Below are 23090 nucleotides of genomic sequence, written 5' to 3' on the forward strand. Positions count from 1 at the left end.
CCTGCGCTAAAATGTATAGAGCGACGATTCGTTCGAGCTGAGTCGAAGTGCTATCGCCGATGCAACGCTTACTTTTCAACTAATCGCAATCAGATCGGCCCAAGGCGTTCTCGCGAAATATTCCGCGTGACACGTCACCCGGCAGGTTCTGGTGCCAGCCAGCCGAGACCTACTCCAACGACAGCGATCACTCCTGCGAGAAGAAACGCGGTCTCGAACCCAGCGGAGTCGACGACCGCTCCACCGACGATTGGTGCGAGAAACGCCCCGGCCAGTCCAACACTCGTCTGAAACGCCACTGCAGTCGCAGCTACTCGTGTGTTGACGAGTTCGCGAACGTACGTGAACGAGAGTCCCAGTGTCAGTTGAATCGCGAACCCAGTGACGAGTAACACGGCCACCAAGACTGGAATCGATCGGAGCCGCGTGAACCCGAAGACAAGCGGTGTCGCGACGACGAAGGATCCGAACACGATTGGCTGTCGTCGGCCGCTGAACACGCGATCAGAGAGTAGCCCGCTACTGGTACGAGACAGGACACCGACGGCAGGAAACACAGAAAGCAAGAGGCCACTCGCCGCTACAGAGAGACCCATCTTTTGAGAGAGGTACGGCCCACCCCAACTGTTGACGAAGAGATACAGGGAGTACCCGAGAAAGCCGAGTCCTCCGACGAGCCAGACGTGCCGATTCCGGAGGACGGCCCCGAACTCAGCGACAGATGGGGCAGCTCCAGAGGTGCGGCCGAGTCCTCGGCTCGTCGGCCAGAACAACACGAGACCGAGCAGGGCGATACCGTTGAACGCGAGGAAGATAGCGGGCCAGCCGAATCGGGCTGCGATGAGCGGGCCAGTTGCCTGGCCGAGGGCAAACCCAATCGGCCCGCTCGCGGTGAAGATTCCGACCGCCGTTGCCCGGCGGTCAGCATCGACCGCTCGACTGACGATGTCGATACCAGCGTTCCAGACGGCAACGTACGCGACACCGCCCACTGCACGGGATGCGACGACGGACCAGAAGTCGCCGCGACGGCCTGCCATCCAGCCCCACGTCCCAGCGACGAACAGGGTGAGAACCGCAACGGCCATGGCAGTTCGTGTGTTCGCTCTGTCGAGACCGATACCGATTGGAATACTCGCGATGACAGCCGTCCCGAACATCGTCCCGACAAGCAGCCCTGCCGCAGTTGCATTGACGCCCAGCGACTCCTGAACGAGTGGCGTTACGCTTGCAGGGACGATTTCGTACGCGGCGAGACCAGCCGATATGAGACTCGCTCCGATGACGAGGCCCCAGAGTTGTCGTGGACTTCGGTCGGAGGCTCCCCCGTCTGTCTGAGGGTCGTTCACCACTGTCGATGGTTCGGTCATCTGCCACGGCTCCATAGCATCCGAACGAGTTCACAATCGCTCTGACAACTGCACAGGAACTGCGGGCCCTCGCCGGGAACTGAACTTAGCAACACTCGCACAGATATCTTCCTCCGCTGCGTGGGAGCGTCACCGAGACGTGGACGCTCCCTACTGGACACGTCGTCCGCAGCGATTGAATCTCGTGTACTGAAAGGACGACCAGTATACAGTGAAAGAGACCACGGGACCATTGTGGTTGTACTGCTGTTCCTCGTCAGTTGTCCTCTGCTCACTGAGCAATGCTTGATTCGTTTTGGACTTATTGGTACACGTTGAACATCGAATGGGCACGGTGGGTTCAGTTCGCCCCCAACCGTCGCCGATTGTCATCAGGTCACGACGTCTCCAGATGGAATCGATCTCAGAACCGCCATCAATACTGCTAGCTCAGAGAGCGACCTCACGATAGTATGCGTAGGTGAGTGGTTGCTTGGATTGAAAGCCGGTACGTTCAATCGTCGCGGTGTTCAATATCCAACAATGAGAACTCCGCCGCATGCTCTCGATGCAACCCACGTTGCGCTGGTTGGAGAGGCAGGATGGGTCGACGCGTTCAGAGACGAGTTGGAAACGAAGACGGATGCGACGGTGCGCGGGGTTTCGACGGCCACGGCTGCGCTCGACATCGTTCGGGAATCCGCCGTCGACTGCGTCATCTGTGAGTACACGCTCAACGGTGGGACTGGTATCGAACTCGTGGAGTCGATTCGTGAAGAGACAGAAACGCTCCCGATAGTGATGTGTACTGCCAGCGGGGACGAGACAGTAGCGAGCACCGCCATCGGGGCTGGTGTCTCCGACTACATCGCGTTGGACGAGCCACATAGCGACGAGTTCGACGACGTTCTCGCTCGCGTGGACCGGTGTGTTCGGGACGGGAAGCGATCGATGACACGGCAGGACAGAGCTCGCCAGTTCGACGCGATCTTCCACGACTCCCGGACCGCGACGTGGGTGCTCGACGCCGACGGTGCGCTGACTCGCGTCAACGAGACCGCTCGTGATCAGATACCGAATACGGTCGAGGACATCGTTGGCGAATCGTTCTGGACCCTCCCGTGGTGGGCGCACGACGAGACAATCCAGACGGACGTACGGCGGGTCGTCGAAACCGCCCTCGAGGGAGGGTTCGGTCATGCTGTTGTCACCCACACACCGGTCACAGAATCGGCGAATGTTGTCGAACTCTCCGCCCGCCCCGTCCACGATGGGTTCGGAAATCTCGTCTCGGTGGTCGTCGAGGGGGTGGACATCACCGAACGAGTGACGCTCGAACGCGACCTCCGCCAGTCCGAGGAGCTCCACCGGGTGACGCTCAACAACATGACCGACACGGTCCTCATGACCGACGACACCGGTGAGTACACCTACGTCTGCCCGAACGTCCACTTCATCTTCGGCTATACCGACGAGGAGATTCACCAGCACCACCCTATCGACGACCTGCTCGGCGAGGACCTGTTCGACCGTGACGAACTCGCCGCAAAGGGGGTCCTCAAGAACATCGAGTGTACCGCGACGGACAAGGCCGGACGTGAACACACGCTGCTCGTCAACGTCCGCGAGGTGTCTATTCAGGACGGCTCACTTCTGTACAGCTGTCGTGACATCACGAAGCGGAAACAGCGTGAAGAAGCCCTGGCGACCCTCCACGGGACCGCCCGAGATTTCCTCTACGCCGAGACGCCGTACGAAATCGCTCAGCACGTCGTCGACGACGCACCCGGCGTCGTGAACCTCGATGCGAGCGCCGTCTACCTGTTCGACGCCGACGAAAACGAACTCCAGCCAGCCGCGCAGTCACCCACAATGCGGGAGTTGAACGGGCCGCTTCCAGCAGTCCGAACTGACGACCCCGGACTCGTCAGTCACAGCTTCCTGCACGACGAACCGCGGTTCTTCGACGACGTTCACGATTCGGAGCGACTCGACAACCGTGCGACCGACCTCCGCAGTGTCGCGTACATCCCGCTCGGTGACCACGGGGTGTTCATCGTCGGTTCGGCAGTCGTCGGACAGTTCGATTCGGTGAGTCGGGAACTAGCTGACCTCCTGGCGGCGACCGGTGAGGCCGCACTCGACCGCGTCCGACGCGAAGGGCGACTTCGCCAACAGGAACGCGAGCTTCAACAGCGCAACACCGAACTCACCGCGCTCAATCGTATCAACGAGATTATCCGCGAAATCGACCAGGCACTCGTCGGGGCCGAAACGCGAACGGAGATCGACCACGCCGTCTGCGAACGGTTGACCGACGACGACCGGTTCGCGTTCGCGTGGATCGGCGTCGTCGACACTGTGGGCGACGTCGTCGAACCGCGCTCATGGGCCGGTGAGGAGCGGGGGTACCTCGACGAGATTTCCTTCACCGTCGCGGAGTCAGGAGTCGAACCGGCTGGCCGGACCGCGGCGACGCAGTCCGTGACGACTGTCGACAACGTCGCCGAGCAGCTTCGGCAGGAAGCGTGGCGAACGAACGCCCTGTCGCGTGATTTCCTCTCCGTCCTGAGTGTTCCGCTCGCTTACGACGAGTTCACGTACGGTGTCCTGACGGTGTACGCCGATGCCCAGGACGCGTTCGACGATACCGCACGGGAAGTCATCGCAGAACTCGGTGAGACTATCGCGTCAGCGACCAGTGCTATCGAGCGGAAGAACGCACTGTTGACGACGTCGGTTACCCGCGTCGAGTTCGCCGTTGACGACCCGTCGTTCGTTCTCACGCGCCTCGCGCGGGAAGCGGACTGCCAACTCTCCTATCGGGGTGGCGTCCAACAGACCGAGCACGGGAGTGACGTGTTCGTGACGGTTGACGGTGCTTCCGTCGAGGCGCTTCAGGAGGCCGCGAACGCTCTCGTGGCTGTCGAGCGAGTCCAGCCAATCAGTACAGATGCGTCCGGTGGCGTCGTCCGATTACGAATCGCACAGCCATTCTTGGCACTCGAACTGGCGGACCACGGTGCAGTACTTCAGCAAATCGTGGCTACGGACGCAGAGACAACGCTCCGAATCGACATCCCGGAGTCAGTCGACGTCCGCCACATCACACGTCTGGTGTCGAACTCGGTCGACGGGGTCGACCTCCGGTCGAAACGGACGCTCGACGGGTCGTCGACGCGGGACCTCTACTCGCGATTCCTCGAACGAGTTACCGACCGGCAACTCGAGGTGATCCAGACGGCCTACTACAGCGGCTTCTTCGAAGCACCACGTGAGAGCACAGGTGAAGACGTCGCAGCTGCGCTCGACATCTCGCCAGCGGCGTTCTATCGGCACGCACGGACAGTACAGCGGAAGCTCTTCTCGACGCTGTTCGACGAGGTCGGTGTCGGCGCGTTCCCAGCCACGGAGGGCTGATGTCGGGACGATACACCTGAAGTAGCCGGATGCGACTACGGGGGTACTCTCTAGCACTACTTACCACACCTGTTTGCTTTGTTGAATAGCGAACCATCTTCAGACACGCCAGCATGATGTTGAACTAGTACGCCGATGCGCTGACACCGTGTAGATTCTCGTGACGATGAGAGATGTCGAATACGACCCTCAGGAGGAATCGGCGTACGAGTGCTTCAACTGCGGTACCATCGTGGTCGAGGAGTCCTGCCCGCGTTCGTGCCCCGACTGTGGCGGCTCGATGCGCAACCGACTGACGACGTTCGAGTAGGCAATGGCAACCGATTCACAGCAGACGACGCAATCTGAGTCACCCGAAGACGACGAACCTGCTATCGAGACAGCTCGACGCCAACTCGACCACGCGGCCGAGCAGTTCGATATCGACCGGAGTATCGTCGAACGACTCAAACACCCCGCAAAGGTGACGGAAGTCGCCGTTCCCATCGAGCGTGACGACGGCACCGTCGAGGTATTCACTGGGTTCCGCGCCCAACACGACAGCGTTCGTGGACCGTTCAAAGGTGGGCTCCGGTACCATCCCGACGTTACTCGCGACGAGTGTGTTGGGCTGTCGATGTGGATGACCTGGAAATGCGCTGTCATGGACATTCCATTCGGTGGCGCAAAGGGGGGCGTCGTCGTCAACCCGAAAGAGCTGAGCGACGGAGAGACCGAACGACTTACCCGCCGGTTCGCACAGGAGATCCGAGACGTCATCGGGCCGAACCGAGACATTCCCGCCCCTGATATGGGGACGAACGCACAGACAATGGCCTGGATGATGGACGCCTACAGCATGCAGGTTGGAGAGACGACACCGGGTGTCGTCACTGGCAAACCTCCGATAGTGGGCGGGAGTTACGGTCGTGAGGAAGCCCCCGGCCGAAGTGTGGCGATCGTCACTCGCGAAACGTGTGAACACTACGGGATGTCGCTGGACCACGCGACGGTCGCTGTCCAAGGTTTCGGCAGCGTCGGTGCGAACGCCGCTCGGTTGCTCGACGACTGGGGTGCAGACGTCGTCGCGGTCAGTGACGTCAACGGTGCTGTCTACGACCCCGGTGGACTCGATATCGCGTCAATTCCGACGCACGACGAGGAACCGGAGGCCGTGACGAAGAACGCGACTGACGTACTGCCCAACGAGGAACTGCTCGAACTCGATGTCGACGTCCTGATTCCTGCTGCTGTCGGGAACGTCATCACCGAGCAGAACGCAGACGCGATTCAGGCATCACTCGTCATCGAGGGTGCGAATGGTCCGACGACCTCCGGTGCGGACGCGATTCTCCACGAACGAGAGATACCAGTGGTTCCTGACATCCTTGCCAACGCTGGCGGCGTGACCGTCTCGTACTTCGAGTGGCTGCAGGACATCAATCGCCGTGCGTGGTCACTCGACCGCGTCAACGACGAACTCGAAGAGGAGATGCAGACTGCCTGGGGTGAGGTCCGCGACGTCGTCGAAGAACAGGGCGTTTCGTGGCGAGATGCAGCCTACGCGGTTGCCCTTTCGCGCATCGCCGATGCCCACGGCTCACGAGGACTCTGGCCGTAGGATGGTTCGTGTCTCGTTCGTCCAGTCACGCCAGCCGTCAACCCCACTCGAACGAGGCATCTATCGTGTCTACCAACTGGGAACCATTGGGGCGGTATTGACAGCGGCTTCATTTCTGGGCTATCTAGTCGTGGGAATGGGATTGGCCTCTGTCGGTATATACGATCCAGTGTTCGTACCAATGACACTGGGCGACCCAGTCTTCGTTATCTCTGCTTTTCTCGCCAGCACGTCAATTGTAGTGACGTCAGGCTGTTTGATTCTTCTCACACTACTTTGTGGAGCCGATGATGCAACCTCGGAGTTCGTCATCATCGTCGGTTTGATTGCACTGGGATGCGGCGCTGCTGCAATGCGAATCACGATACAGGCCGGTAGTTGGATATGAACGCTGAGTCTACAAACCACTCAGATTAGTTCGGTTGTCTCGTCGGGAGACCTCAGCGGGCGAGAAGCCCCCCCTCGACCGGCAGCGGGTGGCCGTTGACGAACGACGCGTCCGAAGACGCCAACCACACGACTGCGGCAGCGATTTCCTCGGGTTCAGCCATCCGTCCGAGCGGTTGTTCGGCCGTAATTTGGTCGATTGCTTCTGGATGCTCTTCGAGCGAGCGTTCGACCATCGGCGTCCTGACGACACCTGGACAGACTGCGTTGACTCGGATTCCTTCGCCTCCGTACTCTACGGCAGCCTGTCGCGTCAATCCGACCACACCGTGTTTGCTGGCGACGTAGGGTGCTGTTCCATCTCCCGACAGCCCCGCGATGGACGATGTGTTGACGATCGTTCCTCCGCCACGTTCGACCATGGCTGCGACTTCGTGTTTCATCGCGAGGAAGATGCCAGTGAGATTGATATCGAGTACCAGTCCCCAGTTGTCCGCGGACTGTTGGGCCAGCGGTGAGCCATCACCTTCGATACCGGCGTTGTTGTGAGCGATATCCAATCCCCCATAGGTCTCGATAGCAGTGTCGACCATCTTCTGGACGTCCTCCTCGTCCGTGACGTCTACCTCGACGAAGATGGCAGCTCCACCGTCGGATTCGATTCGGTCGACGGTCTCTGCTCCACCCTCGGCGTCGACGTCTGCAACGACGACTGAAGCGCCTTCAGCTGCCAACCGCTCGGCAGAAGCCCGTCCGATTCCGGAACTCGCGCCCGTGACGATCGCAACGTCCTCTGCGAGTGTTCCCATTCGATATCACCCCGTGTTTGCGTAGCCGCCGTCGACCAGAATCGACTCGGCGCTCACGTATCCCGCGAGGTCGCTCGCGAGGAACACTGCGACGCCAGCGACGTCTTCCGGCGTCCCACTTCGACGCTGGGGAACCATCTGGACGAACTGTTCAGCGACATCGTCGTCCATCCCTGGCATGTCCTGTTCGGACAGCGCCGTCTGAATGCTACCAGGGTGTATCGCGTTGACACGGATTCCCTCGGGGCCGAGCTTATCCGCCAGTGAGTACGTGAGCATTCGAACTCCAGCCTTCGACATATTGTAGACTGGGTAGGTAGCGTTGCCCAGATAGCCAGCGAGGCTGGACATATTGATGATGCTACCACCGCCGTTTTCAACCATCCGCTTGGCGGCTGCTTGCGCGCTGAAGAAGACTCCCTTTGCGTTGATTTCCATGACTTGGTCGTACTCCGATTCGGTCGTCTCCAAGAAGTCGTTCGTCCGGAAGATACCCGCGTTGTTCACCATCACGTCGATACCGCCGAACTCCTCGGCGGCGTCGACCGCCGCCTCAAGATCTTCTTGGCTGGTAACGTCACACTCAACGTAGCTCGCTGCGCCGTCCGTCTCGGCGTTGATTTGTTCGTGGGTCGGAGTTCCTCCTTCACGTGGGGACTCTTGCAGGTCAGCGACCACGACATCGGCTCCGTGGTTTGCGAACGCCAGCGAAATGCCCCGTCCTATGCCACTGGAACCACCAGTTACGACAGCGGACTTACCATCTAGTAAGTTATCCATGATTAACTAAGCGTACAGCCGGGACATAAATCTAGTATTATATTTATCGTCGGTGATTCGTGGATTGATATCTTTCTGGTCGTTTTGAGTCGTTTTTCGACGCTTTGGGTACGCTTTTCGTTCGGCGAATGGTGTCGCCAGAGCACCGCGCATATTTCAGTGATTCAGTACTTTCACGCAGGGGCTCCCACAAACGGCGAGAAAAACTTACTACCTCATTTGCTGATTGGCACAAGGGTAACTTGGGCACCACCTACGGCGTGTCGCGCCCACAGTTGCTTCGCAGGAGTTCGTGGAACGCACCGTAGAACTTGCCCGTGAGATCGTCGAAGATGGAGGACGGCCCTACTCGTGTCTCGTCGTCCGAGACGGATCAGTCCTCGCGAAAGCCCAAACTTGGTCGAGCAGTCGAGCGATCCGACTGCACACGCCGAGACTGTCGCCTGCGCCAAGCGTGTCAACGACTCGGCAGTGAGCATCTCACAGGGTTTGGCGTCTACGTCCTCGCTCACCCGTGTCCGACGTGTCTCGGAGCGTTGTACTACTGCAGTCCCGACAACGTCTTCTTCCTCACTCAGCGAGAGGAGTATGAAAAGTTCTACACGGATAGTCGCAAGTACTTCGAATTCGGCGAGTTCTATGACGAGTACGCCAAAGAGTGGGACGAGCGAGATCTCCCGCTCGTCTACGAACAGCGCGACGAAGGGATTGAGATTTACGAACGCTGGCAGACACTCGACGAGTAACTGCAGCCCGGTTCTCTGATTGGCGCGTACACGTACCGTGACGTACTCTCAATACTCCAATACAGAATCGGAGCCAGTCGACTGCCGTGTTTCCGCTATCAGCCACGGGGGACTGGTTAAGAGTCGGTTGGCCGCTCCGACGACCCATCGATAACGACCTCCTGTATGTACCGTGTTGCCGTCCGTCGTGCGATGGCGAGTTCCTCTGTGTCATCGAACACGACGCTCCGAGTGCGCCCGCCGTCGATAATCGTCATTAGCGAGTTGGTGACTTCGGTGGCATCAGTATCCGAAAACACTCCCTCGTCGATTCCGTGGTTGACGACCGCCTTGATTGTGAATCGAATGTACTCGTCATTTCGTTCGAAGCGGTCCCTAAACGCCGGTTTGTGCGGGGTCTGACTTCGCATCTCCAATAGTGCGCTTTGGAGGTACGGATGGTCCTGAGGGTCAACGAGGAGCTTATCCAGTAATATCTCCAGACGCCGCACCGGATCGGTGGTTTCGATTCGATTGATCTCGTCCATGTAGAGTTCGACGAGGTAGTCGAGAAATGCCATCAGGAGTTCGTCTTTCGTATCGTAGTGATAGTGCACGGCCGCCGTCGATTTCCCGTATTCGTCGGCTATTCGCTGGACTGTGAGGTTGGCGTAACCCCCGTTTCGAAGGGCTCGGAACGTCGCTCGCATAATCTCCTCGTCAGCATCAGAGTGAGAGTTGCTCGGCGAATCGGTCACTATCTCTTACTCTTCCGTTAGGCGCATAACGATTACCACTCCCGAATCGGTTGCCGTCCGTCGATAGCAGGTTATCGATTATTGGCAGCGGATTCCACCGATGGACTGGTTGCCTTCTCGTACAGCCATAGCAGGAGAATGAAGGGCAGGAGTGGGAGAGCTAGTACCAAGAGGCCCGCGAAAATCAGGTTTCCAATCACCGTCATTTCCAGGTTGCTGAAGTCCTTTCGCGCAGGGTACACTGATTTGCCCATACTCAACTAACCGATACGGGCGGTGAAAAGCTAACTGGTTAGTAAGCTAGTGAAATTGAGATGGGGAGGGTATCGTTTCATAAGTCCTCAGGAGCTATCTGGAGCCACTTTAAAAGCTAATCACTCGGTAGTTCGACGCCGATCGCCCACGGAGTACGGTCACTTGTAGGAATCCATCGACTGTAAGCCGGTATAGTCCGTGTCTATCTCAGAAAGTGATTCGACCAGCAGTTCGACACAACCAATCGTATCGGTTGCATACGAATCGAGTATGCGTACTCCGACGGTGGCTGTCTTTCGTCCCGATGACGGACGAATATCCGAGGCAGTCGAGTTCCTCGAATCCCTCGGCGTGGACGCTGTGCCAGACCCTATGCTCACTGTCCAGCCGACAGGCGAGAGACCCGGACACGCCGAATTCTGCATATTTACGAGTCCCACTGGTGTCGAGATCGCCGCAGAAACCGGGTGGACACCGAAGGACGCGACAGTCTGTGCTGTGGGGCAATCAACAGCCTCGGTTCTCCGAGAGCACGAGTATCAGGTCGACGTCGTCCCATCGACGTTCACCTCAACAGGGCTGGTCGAATCATTGGCACCAGCAGTCATGGGGAAGTCCGTCGAACTCGCTCGGAGCGCTCATGGGAGCAACGTTCTCATCGATGGGCTCGAATCAGCAGGAGCCTCTGTTAGCGAGACGGTGCTGTATCGATTGGAGCGGCCACACACAGCTGGACATTCGGTTTTACTGGCTGTCGATGGTAAACTCGATGGGGTGCTCTTCACTTCACCCAGGACCGTGGACCACTTCTTCGAATGCAAGGCGGAAACATTGGATGACTCGGAGATACAGCAGGCTCTCAACGGTTGTGTCGTCGGAGCGATTGGTTCACCAACCGCCCGCAGGGTCCGAGCGTACGGACTAGCAGTCAGCGTGGTTCCAGACTCCGTCGAGTTCGAACAGCTAGCAGAAGATACAGTAGAGCGGATTCAGAGGACTTTGGAGTAGGCCACCAACCAACTGGTGCGGACTATCAGACGGGTCAGAAGACACGAACACGTAATCTAATCGTCTCCGAGTTGGGCCTTGATGTGCGATTTGAGGAGTGTGCGATGGCAACGCTTCTTGTCTGTGTTCTCAAAACAGACCAAGACGAGATGTTCACCGGTGCGCAATCGGTCAAGGAGGTCTTCAACTGCCTGTTGAGCGGTTGGGTTGTTTGTCAACTGCGATCGATACCGGCCACTGACGTCAAGTTCGTCCCACGCGGCATTGTGTGCTCCTTCGTCACACATCCCGTGAAGCTTGAGGTCCTCGTGACGCTGTTTGAACGTTTCCAGCAGGTCCGCAGATAGGCCGAGAGCTTGGTAGTTCTCGTCGACAGCGGCATGGAACCACCCGGTCGGATGACGGACGACACCGACGAGTGTTGCGTTCTCCGGGATGTCGACGAGACCATGCTGGATGGCCGCTACGTAGGTGTCACCAAGTGGTTCATCGAGACTCATTATCCCGTACTCAGCACCCTACTGGAACGACTCTTTCGACGGTGGTGCATCGTCATACTGTGGAAGATGAATTGCAATGTCGCGCGTTAATCGATTTACAGTGACCCCATACCTAACGGCGAACATGCAGCTATTCATTTTCTACGCGTCAAGGCTGCTGAGCGACTCTGGATGGTCTTCTATGAGCGGTCGGTTCACTTTCACTGAATTCCGGTTAGATGTTTATGCACTGTCGGCCAAACGATAGGCTTACCATGCCCTACCGCACGATTCGCACCGCGACCACCGCGCCGACGACGGTCCCCCCAGCTGACGACGTCCCCCGAGTGTTGCCGGTGACCGTCAACGCCGATGAGGACTGCTAGTGTCCGGTCTGTGGCGACCCACTCACCGTACACCGAGCGCACGACCGCCAGGACACCGCCGTCGCTCGCTGCCGACACGCTTGCCCGTCGGTTCACCAACGCGACCGTGACATCCCGACGCCACCGGACTGGACGGAAAACGAACACTTCTACGAGCCGGGGGAACTCGCGGGATACTACGAGGACTGGAAGACGGTTCAGTACGACGAGATCGTGTTCGACGATGATTCTGGAACCGAACCTCACCAGCACGCGGCGGAGATTTTGTTCGTGCGAAACCCGAGCGAGTGAGTCCTGTCTTCACGAGAACTGTGAGACCCACGCTCTGCGTCTAACAATTCCGGCAAGCGATGGGAAGGGTTGCTTTCAGGCTGGTTCGCAGTGGCTCAGGTGTTAGACGTGTGCCGCGAGTGTATCGAACGACGGACCGGCCCAGTTCAGTTCTGATGGTGATTCCTACCAAATCGTCACGAACCCGTCGCGGTGCGGCTCTCGAGGACGAATCGAATCACGGCGACGAGAAGGGCGAGACAGGCGACGATCATACTGCCCTGTGAAACGGCCGCAACCGTCGAGTCGACTGCTCCCCCCGTCACCAACGCGATGATGTCCGGGAGTCCACGCGTCGACCCCAGCACTCCGAGCACCGCCAGCACACCGATTCCGTGGGCAGCCAGTCGTTGTCGATCCGTCCGTCGGTATCCAATCACACCCAGCGCGGCGATGAGAACGCCAAAGATGGCCGGGATGAGCGCCGTGACGCTCGCGAAATCCGAGAGCGCGTAGGCTACGACCCCTAAAGCGACGAGTACGATTCCGAGCACGATGCCCAGTACGAACGTGGAGGTCCTCGAGTTCATCATATACGAATCTGTAGGCGGGGCAAGTATATGACCTCTATACTGGACTTCCAATCCATTGGACTCGCTCTCTCCGTTTGGTACGCTATAGACATTGTGAAGAGGAGAGAATCGAACCGTACGCCCTGAACCGCAGGAAGAATGTGTGGTCGCCACCGTCACAGTGGCCACCATTGGCGTAGAAGAGTTCGCCATCGAGCGTCTCGACGATGTATACAGTCGCCTCTCCGTTACTCCACCCATCAAACGTCTCGGTTCTCGACTCGCCCGCGGTCACTGTGAACTGTGTCGAGCGCTCTGCGTTGAGGAGGGTCGTGCTCTGGTATCCCTGACCGTTCGAGATGTCATCGAAGCCCCCGCTTCGTCGTGTCCCTGCGTCGGTGGTGTACTCGAATCTCATGTCGAGAACGATGTCCGCTGAGTTTTGGAAGGCCGTGATTCGGTACGCACTGTCGCGTTGATTCTCGACCGTCAGTTCCGTCGACCGGTCATCGAATGCTATGACGTACCCAGCAGAGGCAACGACTTCAACGAGAAGGATGGAGACACCGACGGTCAGTACGCCGCGAGAGGGCTACATTTATCGAAGTTATCCGACACCTGAGTATACGCTTTCGGAGACATCGACGGACCCACGCTCTGCGTCTACCATTCTGGGTAGCGCCGAAACACTATATGCCAACACGATATACAGAGAATAGTGTCGAACGAGACGCCGGGGTCGGAGCGTCGCTTGCTTGCGCACATCCCGTGGTGGGTGAAACTCGCGGGGGCGATGGTGACGCTCGTATACGCGGTAGGGGTGCTGACTGACACGATCACACCGCTCCCGAACGATGTGACAACGGTCATCTGGGTCGCGGTAACCATCGGGCTCTTCGTACGCGCAGTCCGCCTCCACGTACTGAACGGCCCGTCGTGAGAATCGCCCGCTGAGTTCACTATCCCCCAACAGCGCGCTTCGCGGTGGTCGGTATGCCTGTTCGAGCCTGACCCGGAACATCCCCTCTCTCCTGGACGGTCCGTGATACACGCACGCTCTCCACCTGGCAGTACCGGCGAACGACGTACGGCCTCCCCACCAACGATATTCCAGTGCGCCAGTCACCAACTCGAACTGCATCGCTTACCACGCCCGCCGGTGGTGTGTATCGCCCCCTGAAGGGTGCGGGGCGTTCTGAACAGTGCCTCGCGAGGTCAGCTATGTCGATTCGAGAGATCTACGAGACGGGCTTCGACGAGCATCGAGCGGCGACTACCCAGCACACCCGGGGGTGCCCGGAGTGCGATGGGGTGGTGAGAACCAACAGTCAAGAGACGGTCTGCGAGGATTGTGGGCTGATCATCAACGAGCAGCGCGTCGACCGGGGGCCAGAGTGGCGGCCATTCGATGCAGCGGAGCGCGAACGGACGGGTGCCCCACTTACCGAACGGCGTCACGACCGAGGGTTGTCGACGGAGATCGGGCGAAAGCGCGACGGACGTGGAAAGACACTTCCAGGGCGGAAACGGCGGCAGCTCTCGCGACTGCGCCGCCAGCACTCCCGGGCGATGTGGCAGTCGACGGCCGAGCGAAATCTGGCACACGGGCTGGGCGAAGTGCGACGAATCACGGGCGGGATGGGGCTCACAGACGCTATCGTCGAGCAAGCGTGTGCGGTGTTCCGGCGAGCCCAGGGCGAGGACCTCCTTCCGGGGCGGTCGGTCGAAGCGATGGCCGCTGGAGCGGTGTACGCCATCTGTCGGACGAACGGCCTGCCGCGGACGTGCGGTGACGTCGCCGCGCTCGCTCGCGTGTCTCAGGAGAGAGTCGAGAACGCCTACTCGGTGCTGAATCGCGAGCTCTCCTTGCCGTCGGTGCCCGTTCCCCCAGGGGCGTACATCCCTGGTCTCGCATCGGCAGTGGGGCTTTCGGAGGGGACGCGTCGACAGGCGGCGCACGTCACAGAACGAGCCCAAGAGCGGGGGTTGACCAACGGGAAGCATCCCGCTGGGGTGGCCGCCGCGGCGCTGTACCTGGTCGCCGAGGCGCGTGTCGAGGGCGTGAGACAGACGGACCTCGCAGCGGCCGCGGACGTCTCGACGGCCACGCTCAGAGCGCGCTGGACTGAACTACGCGAACACGTCGAGGTCGACATCGTCTGAGCGCGGGCTCGCCGTCTCTCTGTTTGGGCATCGTTACTCGGATGGCTGCCATAGGTTGATACCCACAGGGGCGCAATCGTCTGCTACCCGGCGTATGCCTCGAAACGAACGCACGCAGTTGAGTCCTGCCGCGACGGATGCTCTCGACACCCTCCGAGAGCCTGTCGATCGATCTGAGGGGCTCTCTCGCGAAGAGGCCACGACAGTGCTCGCCGACGGCGGAATCGATGCAGTCGACGCTGAGGACCTCCTCGACGAACTGCTTTCGAAGGGCTATCTCTACGCCGTTGACGACGAACTGTACGTGACCCCGACCTGAGCCACGGCGAGAAGCGGGGACCCATCGGGGCCTCTGACACCCGATACTATCCATTCGCTGGGCTATCACTTTAGAATTGTCCACTCGTCCTGCCCGCCACACTTCGCCGATGAGTTACCCCACAGTTCCAAACGAGCTCTCCAGTGGGGTAACCGAGTCGTGTGGTGTCTGTCGTCGCCAGCAGGGGTGCTGGCTTCGGATTAGTTGGAGCCAGCGGAGTTCTGAGATGCACCAACTCATCTACGCGCTCGTGAGCGCACCGACCCCAGAGCAGGCACTGAGCGAAGCGAAAAGCGTCTTCGACGGACTGACCGGCGGTGACTTGTCGCAGGCCCCGGTGTTCGACTACTACGTGACCTTCGACGAGTCGTCGTCGCGGGTGGCCGGGCCAGCCCGGTGGGGCGACCGGCCGACCGTCGCTCGGATCGACTCGCCCGCTGGACAACGACTGCTCGACAGCGGGTGGGAGGCGACCGAACGGGAGTTCTACCGGACGGTCGAGCGTGTCCGCGAGGCGCTGAGCGAGTCCTCTGATGAGGAGTTGATGGGCGACGCGATGGCTCGCCACGCCTGCCGGACCCTCGGCGCGTATCGCGGGCCGTCGGTCTATCTGTACGACGAGCACGGCCAGGGGATTCGTCATCGCGAGGCGCTCGACCGGGTTCTCGATGCGGATGACGAGGAGCTACTGTGGATCGTCCCTGCCGACGTCCACTTCTGAGCTGCTGGTTGCGAGCCGGGGGTGACCGCTCGGTGGTGTCTGTCGCACCCACGAGTGGTGAGGGTGTTGGAAGGCATCCTCGGACTATGACCGACGAACCAACGCAGCCGGACGCACAGCTGACCGACCGCATCGAACGAACTGACGTAGGTGTCTCACTCACGGTGAAGCTGAAACGCGGGACTGGAACGCGCGACCAGGACACCATCACGGCGAAGGTGAAAGCGACCACGCTTGAGGAGGCTCGCGAGGACATGGACGAACTACGAGCGTACGTCCGTGCGCTCGCCGACGAGGTGGGGCCATCCAACCCGTCGAGGAGTAGCCGACTACTTGCGACTCCGGTGGCGTGTATCACCCCCTGAGGGGTGCGGGGTGCTCGTGAGTGCCCTCGTGCGTGATGTACGACACAGAGAACTACGGAAAGTCGAATCGCGAGGCGACCATCACCGGCCCGAATCCGGAGTACGACTGCTACGGGCGGTCGACGGGGGTGTGCTACTACCGCTGTTCGGGGTGTGGCGTCGAGGCACTCCACCGGGTGGATGTCCAGACGCACTGTCGGTGTGGTGAGCGGCGATGAGCGTCGACAGTTCGAAGTCGCCGCTGGCGATGACCAGTCGGCGGGACTGCCGGGCGTTGAGTGAACTGCTCGCCGTGTACGAGTTCGCGCCAGGGCTGTACTGGGTGTACAGTGAGGAAGGACGAGAGTACACCGTCGATGCCGAGACGGGGGTGTGCACGTGCCCGGATGCGCAGTACAACGACCCCGAGGGTGGCTGTAAGCACGCTCGCCGCGTAGCGCTGTGGCGTGGCGATGAACGGATTCCCGAGTGGGTGAACCTCGATGCAGTCGACCCACTGCTCCTGAAGCATCTCGGTGTGGAGACGAGCGACCACAGTGGTGTCCGGGCAGACGAGACACGGGGGAGTGCCGATGACTGATGCTGACGAGTCGACGAGGCTAACCCCCGAACAGCGACTCGGACCCACTGAACCGGCGCTCATTACGGCTGGTATCGTGACGATTCACGATTTGGAGACGCTTCGGGCGTGTGTGGCCTACGAGAATCAGCATCAACAGCGGTCCCCCGTGTTGCGGCGACTCGGCAAGCGAGCGGCGGTAATCCGCGAGGAGTGACTGGACATGGTCTCTGTCGACGGCTCGGGCGAGACGCGGGATATCCTCGCAGGCGTTGATGACACTCGCGGTCTTGTTTTGGTCGTAGAACTGAGCGGCTTGTTCGATCGCGTCCATTCGATGAGCGTAGTCACCGTCCGTTCGGATGCGCATACTCGTACACACGACCCCCAAATCCTAGTTCTACCGGTGTCACTCAAATCTGAGCAGTATATAAAGAACGGCGGGAAGGGCAGGGTCACCCGTGATTCGGGCGGACCGTCCGACCCATTCGTGGACACGTCACCTTGGTTCGTGCACACAAGAAGATACCCCTCGTGTGCATATCGGGAGAAGCGATGTCCTCGCGACGCGACTCCGTGGAAAATCGCATAACAGTACTACATATCAACTAGTCCCTACCCTGACACCCATCGTGTTCCACCCTATATTGCCATCATGAATTCAAAGGTTACTAGCCAATCATGGAGCGTGTGTAGACGCTTCTCGGCGGTGAGTTATAGAAACGCGAGGATTGCCAGATGCTGCGAAGTTAATAGCTGACGAAACACGCATGTATATTCTCCAGAGCTCTGTAACGAACAAATAGGGAGGGAGTGAGTATATCAGGGATGGACGAACTATTGGCACACCTGATGACATCTGCCAGCCCAAGATACCAGTCGGAGGGTACGTGTGACTGACGAGTGGTTCCGAGTTCGGAAGGCCCCTGTAGAGGTAGAGGCGTACGGTCCCATCTCAGAGCCATCACAGATTGAAACGCTTGAAGGTACTATGGAAGCTGACGAGGGTGATTACATCGTTCGCGGCGTTGAGGGTGAGACTTACCCAGTCAAGCCAGACATCTTCTCGGAAACGTATCAGCAGATTGGACCAGATATGGATATAGCGCTTGATAGATGCCACCGACTTGAGCTGGTCAAGACGCTACTGGCCCGGGTCTCGGATAACGAGTTGGTTTCACCAGACGACGACTTGGATGAGAGCACGCTCGAAAACGTACTGAGCAAGATCTCTCCAAACTGGCAAGAGGCGGACTCTGTAGAAGACATCGAAATCCGTTCTATTACCGTACATAGGAGTACTACTCCCTCAGTCAAGGACTAATTCAATTGAATCTGTTAGATGCGTTCCCTTCGAAGAGTGACTCAATCAGACACAATTTGTGACTGGTAATGTGTAGCGTCAATCGATATGGGATATTCGCTGTACAGTTGCTCTAACTCACGTGTCGATCGGTAACTCGACGTTCGGAATCGCCGCCGTGCTCGGCCCTGGCCGTGCGTGATTTTGTGGTACTTGTAGAACTCGCACAAGCAGTTCTGGATATTAGCAAGTGAGATTTCGACACGATTCCCTGAGGAATCCTTCAGATAGGGAAATTTCAATCCGAGACGATTGAACTCGTCGTGTTGGTTTTTCCGGAGCCAATGCATCGCATCCAGAAACGGCATTTGGTTGTAATTCTCAAGTAGGGTTTTGAGCCCTCTCTGAGCCCCTGGTCCTGGTGACGACCATTCGTCATGTGTGAACGGCAATAGGGACTCTCCGCTGGTTGAGAGCGGATAGAGTAGGTCGACAAGGACCTGATACGATAAGAAGTTACCATAGCCAGGCAACCCGCGGATTGCAGAATAAATCGATTGGGGGTGGTCAGCCCTCTGGACATCCTTGTAGAACTCATCAAATTGGTCTCGAACCTCTCCAAACAACCGCGAGACGTTCTCTACTTTGTCCGAACTGCCCATTTGGTTATAGCCGCTTACCATGTAGGCACCGGTGAACACAGGTTGGTTCAGATCGTCTCGACGAGTTTTAAGTGCTGATTCGAATGCGTCGATATCGTACTCATCCAACCGTTGAAAGCCGATGAATTTGTGCGTTTCAGACCGCCCTATCAATCTGTAAATCAGGGTATTGAAGATGCGGTCTTGGGGAGGCGCATCGTGACTCAAAATTTCTTGAATTACGTATTGAGTACCGGGATCAAGCTCACGGTACACATTAGTGAACCTATCTCTCTGTAGTATCTCATCACTGGTCCATGGGGGATCTTGCTGCAGAACGACTCGTCGAAGCCAAACTGTCTGGCGTTCGCAGATGAACCGCCAAAACATGTCGCGAGGTTCTTGCAGCAGGTTCGTATGAACACTCATTCGTGCTTCTTACCTCGGTGACCATGGTTCAAACTTTTGGACTGTATGCCAGAATACTTATTTCCGATTGGTCAGACATTACTGCTGACACATGGAGTATCCTCCAACGGACGAATTGCTCCCCCACATGCCCCCAAATGACCCATGGGAAAATCACGAAGTCGCAGAGGGAGCTCAGAGCTACCTGACACTCTATTACAGTGAAGACGAGATCAGCAAGTACCCCGTTCGGGAGGTGACTAGAGTCAACGACAACAAAAGTGACCCGAATCTTGAAACGATGAGCTATGGGCTCTGTTCAACGTGTACGAGAGATATCCGCTCTGGCCTTGTGAAGAATGGAAGACCATATCTCTTCTTTTGTACTAACTTCAGGGGCAAGCGCCACTTGACAGGTTATTACCACATCGGATGGCACTCACTTGGTCCACCCTTGTTGACGAACTTCAGTAACGGTAGTATCCGAGACGATTACCGATTGGTGGCTGATGAAGTCAAATTCGTTTACCCTCCAATAAGCTTCGACGAAATTGCCGAAGAGTACGGATTCACAGACATCCAATCAGGGTTCCGCAAAAAACTCATCTCTTCGGATGAGGCGGAGTTGCTGCTAAGCATTCTGGACCAGCGAGACGACCGTACTGGGGAGTATATTAGTGAGATAGAAAGGCTTGAACAGATTAACAACCGATACCATGAATACCGATATCCGACCTGGGAACGCGAATCCGGCTTCAATTGGGAAACCGTTCAGGACTACGTAGGCACAGAAAATGCCGACGATGACGACGCTGTCAAGCGAATTCTTGAGAATCGAGGGGCCGAGGTAATCCCCAAGCTAGGTTCGATATCCTATGAGCAGGTATCAGACTGGCACTGCTTGGTCTGCGAGTACGAGTTTGAGAACAATGCCCCACTGAAACTGTGCCCCAATTGTAATAACGGAGGAGGAATTATTCCTGAAACAGCAATATAATAATGAGTGAATCAACGACTCTAATTGACCTGCAGAAGCGCCAACGAGAACACGACCGAGGGCACCATCGCGACATCTATACTCTCCCCTACTTCAACCGGATGAACCATTATGTCCTGCATTTTTCGAAGTATGTTGGTCGTCTTTCACAGGATTATCCAGACGGTGGTCAATTAACTACACAGTTGGAACAAACTCTCGCGGACAGCTTCATTGTCGCGATTGCGGCGGCAAATACACTCAACCTTGATCTCCAGGCCCAGCTCGAAGAGATGTTTGGTCTGGAAGCAGAAGGAATTGAAGAGTGGACTAATCTATTGAACCAATCCCTAGACGATATGGGTTCCAGTGAATTGAAAGATTGGTGGTTCAAGCGGATGGCTGGTCCGACAGGACGGATGGCTAACGCTCTTGAGTCTTTGGACCACATGGAATCAATCAACAGCCGGCAAATATTGGAAGAAGACACCACTGAAATTGTGGCAAATTTGCTAATTGTAGCAGAGAGCATGGATCTTGACCTCGTTGCGGTTCTCGATGCGCGATGGGAAGAGATTGAGTCTAACTCCATCCTCTGATTACGAATTGAATAATGGCCGATAAATTCGACGAGTTCTATGAGGAATATTTTGAAGAGCAGTTTGAATGGTACGACGACAAGGCTGGCACAAACAAGTGCTACTATCGCGTGATGAAAATCCTTGAGATAATATTGGCAGCCTCTTTGCCCGTAGCAGCGACGTTGTATCCAGTCACTACCAACCCGTTCTGGAAAAATGTAATCATCCTTCTGTCAATCCTCCTGATTATATTTGAAGCGCTTGAATCATTTCTAAATTACCAGAAGAAATGGATAAATTACCGGACAACCGCGGAAGGCCTTCGACGTGAAAAATATATGTACAGAACCAAAACCCATGAGTACGCTGTAGTAAATGATCCAGAGACACTATTTGTTGAACGGGTTATGGCGCTAACTGATCAAGAAAACCGCTACTGGGAGATTGCTACGCGAAAGGCACAAGAGGCTTGACCTATTTGTAGGACTTGGGTACTGTTTAGCCCTCCATCATTTGTATGACAACGCGCCGTGTTTTCATTAGTTACGAAGGAAGTGACCGAATGAAGGCGAAGGGATTCCGGCTGCTTCGCTATAACAAGAACGTAGACGTTGAGTTCCACGAACGGCACTTGCTCGATCCAGTAAACAGCACGAATGACGGCTACATTCGACGCTGCATCAACGATCAGCTAAATGGGACGTCGGTAACGGTTGTTTTAGTGGGAGAAAACACTCAGGATAGTGATTGGGTAGACTACGAAATTCAACGCTCGTTGGACAAGGGTAACGGTATCGTCGCTGTCAAACTTCCTGGTGTTGGTGATGACAAAGTCCCCGACAAAATACGAGAAAATGGAGGGGAGGTTGTGGGATGGAATCCTCACGAATTCGACGACGCGATTGAGCGGGCAGCAAGCCAACGATCGAAGGTTGGTAAAGCCAAAGTCCGCGGACGTGTGGGAGCAGGCTGCGGTCGGTAGCCTCGACAAACGTATCTCTTTAGATTACACAAGCCCCCAGTTTTGTCACAATAGCTACCGGAGAGGGAGTTGTCTGTTATTTTGAATTATTGGTTGCTGAGTTAGCTATCAACACAAAGGGATTTGATTCGTTTAGGTATCTCTCCCGTGTTTGTTCTGCTATCGACTCACATGTTGTTGTCAACGGAATTTTAATTTATATACCAATGGAGAATCCGGAGGATGTACTTTGGTATCTTCTCGTCACATATCACCGTCGTGTAGACGTTCTGGTAGGTGTGTGGCGTGAAATTCTTGGTAAACCGTTGTTCGCCCTCTCCACGTCAACCACGATTTGACCGGCTCGCAATCGTCTATTTTCCGAACTTGGTAGAAAGAACATGAGTCAAAAAACGACTGGAGACAGGTGGCGAGAGTGAAATGCAGCGGTGTATTTTCAGTTTGTGCCCTTAGGCACACCCCTAAGGGAGAACTCAACGGTCCCTGTTCGGAATGGTCGTCTCAGTGCTGTGGTGAAGTCCTGCAGCTGTCGTCCAACGTACTACTCTCGGAGAACCGGGCTCAAAAGCAGACTAGAATCATCGGAAGTCGCCGGACGAGGTAGTGTTGCCACTCATTTGGCCAGCACCGTCAGCCGTCGAGATATCGCCACGCCTTGGAAACGCTCCCATCACCGAATCGAACACGAGACATCCGGTACCACTCTGGCGACAGATTGGCGTCCGTCCAGATCCGGAAGCCCTCTCGAATGGCACGTCGGGTTATACGGCCTGTCGTAGCGAAGCGGAGTCGAATTCTCGCTTCCTGCCTGTTTAGCACGTCGTTGATGTCGACAAATAGATTCGGCCGACGCTACATCAGCATCAACAGCGTCAGGAACACCATCGCCATTGACGAGGCGACCAGAGGCTTGTTCTCCAGTACCTTCCCTGAAACAGACATCGCCTCGTACTCATCACGGAACGCATCGCGATTGGCTTCATCATAGAAAAAGCGCTTGCGGGCACCGAAGCGATCAGACACCGCACAGACTGTACAGCGCCTTCGACACGCACGGTTCGGATGTGCCGTCGGCAGTTGATACTCCCACAGTTCGCACAGAAGGTGTGGTCGGTGAATGTGCTCCAGTCATATGACTGCAAGGAGGAAGTCCACCCCTTTAGGGGTAGGAGGAATCCGACAAATCACGACACGAACCACGAGCGATAGAAAGCCGACTCCCCCACGCCAACCCGAATTAATATAAAAAGGAAGTCCGATATGTGAGGTGGCGA

Annotated in this window: 28 protein-coding genes and 1 pseudogene; 18 read left to right on the plus strand and 11 right to left on the minus strand. The window is 57.2% G+C overall.

Annotated elements, in window-relative coordinates:
• Window positions 1-134: 134 nt before the first annotated feature.
• Window positions 135-1370: an MFS transporter gene (locus M1L36_RS14620; RefSeq protein ID WP_250874462.1), complete on the minus strand. Its 1236-nt coding sequence runs from the start codon at window positions 1368-1370 to the stop codon at window positions 135-137.
• 522 nt (window positions 1371-1892) lie between these two features.
• On the opposite strand from M1L36_RS14620, the gene M1L36_RS14625 reads away from it, so the two are divergent.
• From M1L36_RS14625 to gdhB, 3 genes are all read left to right on the plus strand, one after another.
• Window positions 1893-4769, plus strand: a complete 2877-nt coding sequence (locus M1L36_RS14625) for a bacterio-opsin activator domain-containing protein (RefSeq protein WP_250874463.1) — start codon at window positions 1893-1895, stop codon at window positions 4767-4769.
• A 166-nt stretch (window positions 4770-4935) separates the two neighbouring features.
• Window positions 4936-5079, plus strand: a complete 144-nt coding sequence (locus tag M1L36_RS14630) for a rubrerythrin-like domain-containing protein (protein ID WP_250874464.1) — start codon at window positions 4936-4938, stop codon at window positions 5077-5079.
• Between the two features lie 3 nt (window positions 5080-5082).
• On the plus strand, window positions 5083-6369 hold the full coding sequence (gene gdhB / locus M1L36_RS14635; RefSeq protein WP_250874465.1) for a glutamate dehydrogenase GdhB: 1287 nt from the start codon (window positions 5083-5085) through the stop codon (window positions 6367-6369).
• A gap of 440 nt (window positions 6370-6809) precedes the next feature.
• Here gdhB and M1L36_RS14640 read toward each other — a convergent pair whose 3' ends face one another.
• Together M1L36_RS14640 and M1L36_RS14645 are read right to left on the minus strand one after the other, a co-directional pair.
• Complete coding sequence (locus M1L36_RS14640; protein WP_250874466.1) at window positions 6810-7565, minus strand: SDR family NAD(P)-dependent oxidoreductase; 756 nt, start codon at window positions 7563-7565, stop codon at window positions 6810-6812.
• A 6-nt stretch (window positions 7566-7571) separates the two neighbouring features.
• Complete coding sequence (locus M1L36_RS14645) at window positions 7572-8345, minus strand: SDR family oxidoreductase (protein ID WP_250874467.1); 774 nt, start codon at window positions 8343-8345, stop codon at window positions 7572-7574.
• 332 nt (window positions 8346-8677) lie between these two features.
• Between M1L36_RS14645 and M1L36_RS14650 the strand changes: the two genes are divergently transcribed.
• Window positions 8678-9091 (plus strand): tRNA-specific adenosine deaminase, encoded by a 414-nt coding sequence (locus M1L36_RS14650; RefSeq protein WP_250874468.1) that lies wholly within the window; start codon window positions 8678-8680, stop codon window positions 9089-9091.
• 116 nt (window positions 9092-9207) lie between these two features.
• Here the strand turns inward: M1L36_RS14650 and M1L36_RS14655 are convergent, their stop codons facing one another.
• Both M1L36_RS14655 and M1L36_RS21755 read right to left on the minus strand, forming a co-directional pair.
• Window positions 9208-9780: a TetR/AcrR family transcriptional regulator gene (locus tag M1L36_RS14655; RefSeq protein ID WP_250874500.1), complete on the minus strand. Its 573-nt coding sequence runs from the start codon at window positions 9778-9780 to the stop codon at window positions 9208-9210.
• Between the two features lie 119 nt (window positions 9781-9899).
• Window positions 9900-10082 (minus strand): DUF7535 family protein, encoded by a 183-nt coding sequence (locus M1L36_RS21755; RefSeq protein WP_439954816.1) that lies wholly within the window; start codon window positions 10080-10082, stop codon window positions 9900-9902.
• A 271-nt stretch (window positions 10083-10353) separates the two neighbouring features.
• Here M1L36_RS21755 and M1L36_RS14660 point away from each other — a divergent pair, with 271 nt between their 5' ends.
• On the plus strand, window positions 10354-11091 hold the full coding sequence (locus M1L36_RS14660; RefSeq protein ID WP_250874469.1) for a uroporphyrinogen-III synthase: 738 nt from the start codon (window positions 10354-10356) through the stop codon (window positions 11089-11091).
• A 56-nt stretch (window positions 11092-11147) separates the two neighbouring features.
• Here the strand turns inward: M1L36_RS14660 and M1L36_RS14665 are convergent, their stop codons facing one another.
• From M1L36_RS14665 to M1L36_RS14675, 3 genes are all read right to left on the minus strand, one after another.
• Window positions 11148-11591, minus strand: coding sequence for a DUF488 family protein, N3 subclade (locus M1L36_RS14665; protein ID WP_250874470.1), 444 nt, complete (start codon window positions 11589-11591; stop codon window positions 11148-11150).
• 832 nt (window positions 11592-12423) lie between these two features.
• Window positions 12424-12819, minus strand: a complete 396-nt coding sequence (locus tag M1L36_RS14670) for a hypothetical protein (protein ID WP_369694254.1) — start codon at window positions 12817-12819, stop codon at window positions 12424-12426.
• A gap of 82 nt (window positions 12820-12901) precedes the next feature.
• A complete protein-coding gene (locus tag M1L36_RS14675) occupies window positions 12902-13375 on the minus strand; it encodes a hypothetical protein (protein ID WP_465262093.1) in 474 nt (157 codons plus the stop codon).
• A gap of 141 nt (window positions 13376-13516) precedes the next feature.
• Here M1L36_RS14675 and M1L36_RS14680 point away from each other — a divergent pair, with 141 nt between their 5' ends.
• The 8 genes from M1L36_RS14680 to M1L36_RS14715 all read left to right on the plus strand — a co-directional run bounded on the left by M1L36_RS14680 (window position 13517) and on the right by M1L36_RS14715 (window position 17142).
• Window positions 13517-13738 (plus strand): hypothetical protein, encoded by a 222-nt coding sequence (locus tag M1L36_RS14680; protein WP_250874473.1) that lies wholly within the window; start codon window positions 13517-13519, stop codon window positions 13736-13738.
• 281 nt (window positions 13739-14019) lie between these two features.
• A complete protein-coding gene (locus M1L36_RS14685) occupies window positions 14020-14961 on the plus strand; it encodes a transcription initiation factor IIB (protein WP_250874474.1) in 942 nt (313 codons plus the stop codon).
• 94 nt (window positions 14962-15055) lie between these two features.
• Window positions 15056-15280: a hypothetical protein gene (locus tag M1L36_RS14690; RefSeq protein WP_250874475.1), complete on the plus strand. Its 225-nt coding sequence runs from the start codon at window positions 15056-15058 to the stop codon at window positions 15278-15280.
• Window positions 15281-15506: 226 nt separating this feature from the next.
• Window positions 15507-16001, plus strand: coding sequence for a DUF7995 family protein (locus M1L36_RS14695; protein WP_250874476.1), 495 nt, complete (start codon window positions 15507-15509; stop codon window positions 15999-16001).
• 86 nt (window positions 16002-16087) lie between these two features.
• The gene (locus M1L36_RS14700) at window positions 16088-16366 is read left to right on the plus strand and encodes a DUF7389 domain-containing protein (protein ID WP_250874477.1); all 279 of its coding nucleotides are present in this window, start codon (window positions 16088-16090) and stop codon (window positions 16364-16366) included.
• 35 nt (window positions 16367-16401) lie between these two features.
• The gene (locus M1L36_RS14705; protein WP_250874478.1) at window positions 16402-16584 is read left to right on the plus strand and encodes a DUF8118 domain-containing protein; all 183 of its coding nucleotides are present in this window, start codon (window positions 16402-16404) and stop codon (window positions 16582-16584) included.
• Window positions 16581-16946 carry a hypothetical protein gene (locus M1L36_RS14710; protein WP_250874479.1) on the plus strand — a complete coding sequence of 122 codons (366 nt, stop codon included), beginning with the start codon at window positions 16581-16583 and terminating at the stop codon, window positions 16944-16946. Before M1L36_RS14705 ends, M1L36_RS14710 begins: the two co-directional genes overlap by 4 nt.
• Window positions 16939-17142, plus strand: coding sequence for a DUF8129 domain-containing protein (locus M1L36_RS14715; RefSeq protein ID WP_250874480.1), 204 nt, complete (start codon window positions 16939-16941; stop codon window positions 17140-17142). The genes M1L36_RS14710 and M1L36_RS14715 overlap by 8 nt, the downstream gene beginning before the upstream one ends.
• A gap of 27 nt (window positions 17143-17169) precedes the next feature.
• On the opposite strand, the pseudogene M1L36_RS21760 reads toward M1L36_RS14715, so the two are convergent.
• Window positions 17170-17295: pseudogene (locus M1L36_RS21760) on the minus strand (DUF7692 domain-containing protein); the annotation flags it as partial.
• Window positions 17296-17817: 522 nt separating this feature from the next.
• On the opposite strand from M1L36_RS21760, the gene M1L36_RS14720 reads away from it, so the two are divergent.
• Window positions 17818-18249, plus strand: coding sequence for a hypothetical protein (locus M1L36_RS14720; protein ID WP_250874481.1), 432 nt, complete (start codon window positions 17818-17820; stop codon window positions 18247-18249).
• Window positions 18250-18290: 41 nt separating this feature from the next.
• Here M1L36_RS14720 and M1L36_RS14725 read toward each other — a convergent pair whose 3' ends face one another.
• Window positions 18291-19298, minus strand: a complete 1008-nt coding sequence (locus M1L36_RS14725) for a nucleotide kinase domain-containing protein (RefSeq protein ID WP_369694255.1) — start codon at window positions 19296-19298, stop codon at window positions 18291-18293.
• A 91-nt stretch (window positions 19299-19389) separates the two neighbouring features.
• Between M1L36_RS14725 and M1L36_RS14730 the strand changes: the two genes are divergently transcribed.
• From M1L36_RS14730 to M1L36_RS14745, 4 genes are read left to right on the plus strand one after another with little or no spacing between them, the layout of a single operon-like run.
• Window positions 19390-20274, plus strand: a complete 885-nt coding sequence (locus M1L36_RS14730) for a hypothetical protein (RefSeq protein WP_250874482.1) — start codon at window positions 19390-19392, stop codon at window positions 20272-20274.
• A 2-nt stretch (window positions 20275-20276) separates the two neighbouring features.
• The gene (locus tag M1L36_RS14735) at window positions 20277-20852 is read left to right on the plus strand and encodes a hypothetical protein (RefSeq protein ID WP_250874483.1); all 576 of its coding nucleotides are present in this window, start codon (window positions 20277-20279) and stop codon (window positions 20850-20852) included.
• 14 nt (window positions 20853-20866) lie between these two features.
• Window positions 20867-21307 carry a DUF4231 domain-containing protein gene (locus tag M1L36_RS14740; protein WP_250874484.1) on the plus strand — a complete coding sequence of 147 codons (441 nt, stop codon included), beginning with the start codon at window positions 20867-20869 and terminating at the stop codon, window positions 21305-21307.
• A gap of 44 nt (window positions 21308-21351) precedes the next feature.
• Window positions 21352-21816, plus strand: a complete 465-nt coding sequence (locus M1L36_RS14745) for a TIR domain-containing protein (protein ID WP_305794524.1) — start codon at window positions 21352-21354, stop codon at window positions 21814-21816.
• An 852-nt stretch (window positions 21817-22668) separates the two neighbouring features.
• On the opposite strand, the gene M1L36_RS14750 is transcribed toward M1L36_RS14745, so the two are convergent.
• The gene (locus M1L36_RS14750) at window positions 22669-22839 is read right to left on the minus strand and encodes a hypothetical protein (protein ID WP_250874486.1); all 171 of its coding nucleotides are present in this window, start codon (window positions 22837-22839) and stop codon (window positions 22669-22671) included.
• Window positions 22840-23090: the final 251 nt, after the last annotated feature.

This window comes from Halomarina rubra, from assembly GCF_023699475.1.
Classification (GTDB): Archaea; Halobacteriota; Halobacteria; order Halobacteriales; family Haloarculaceae; genus Halomarina; species Halomarina rubra.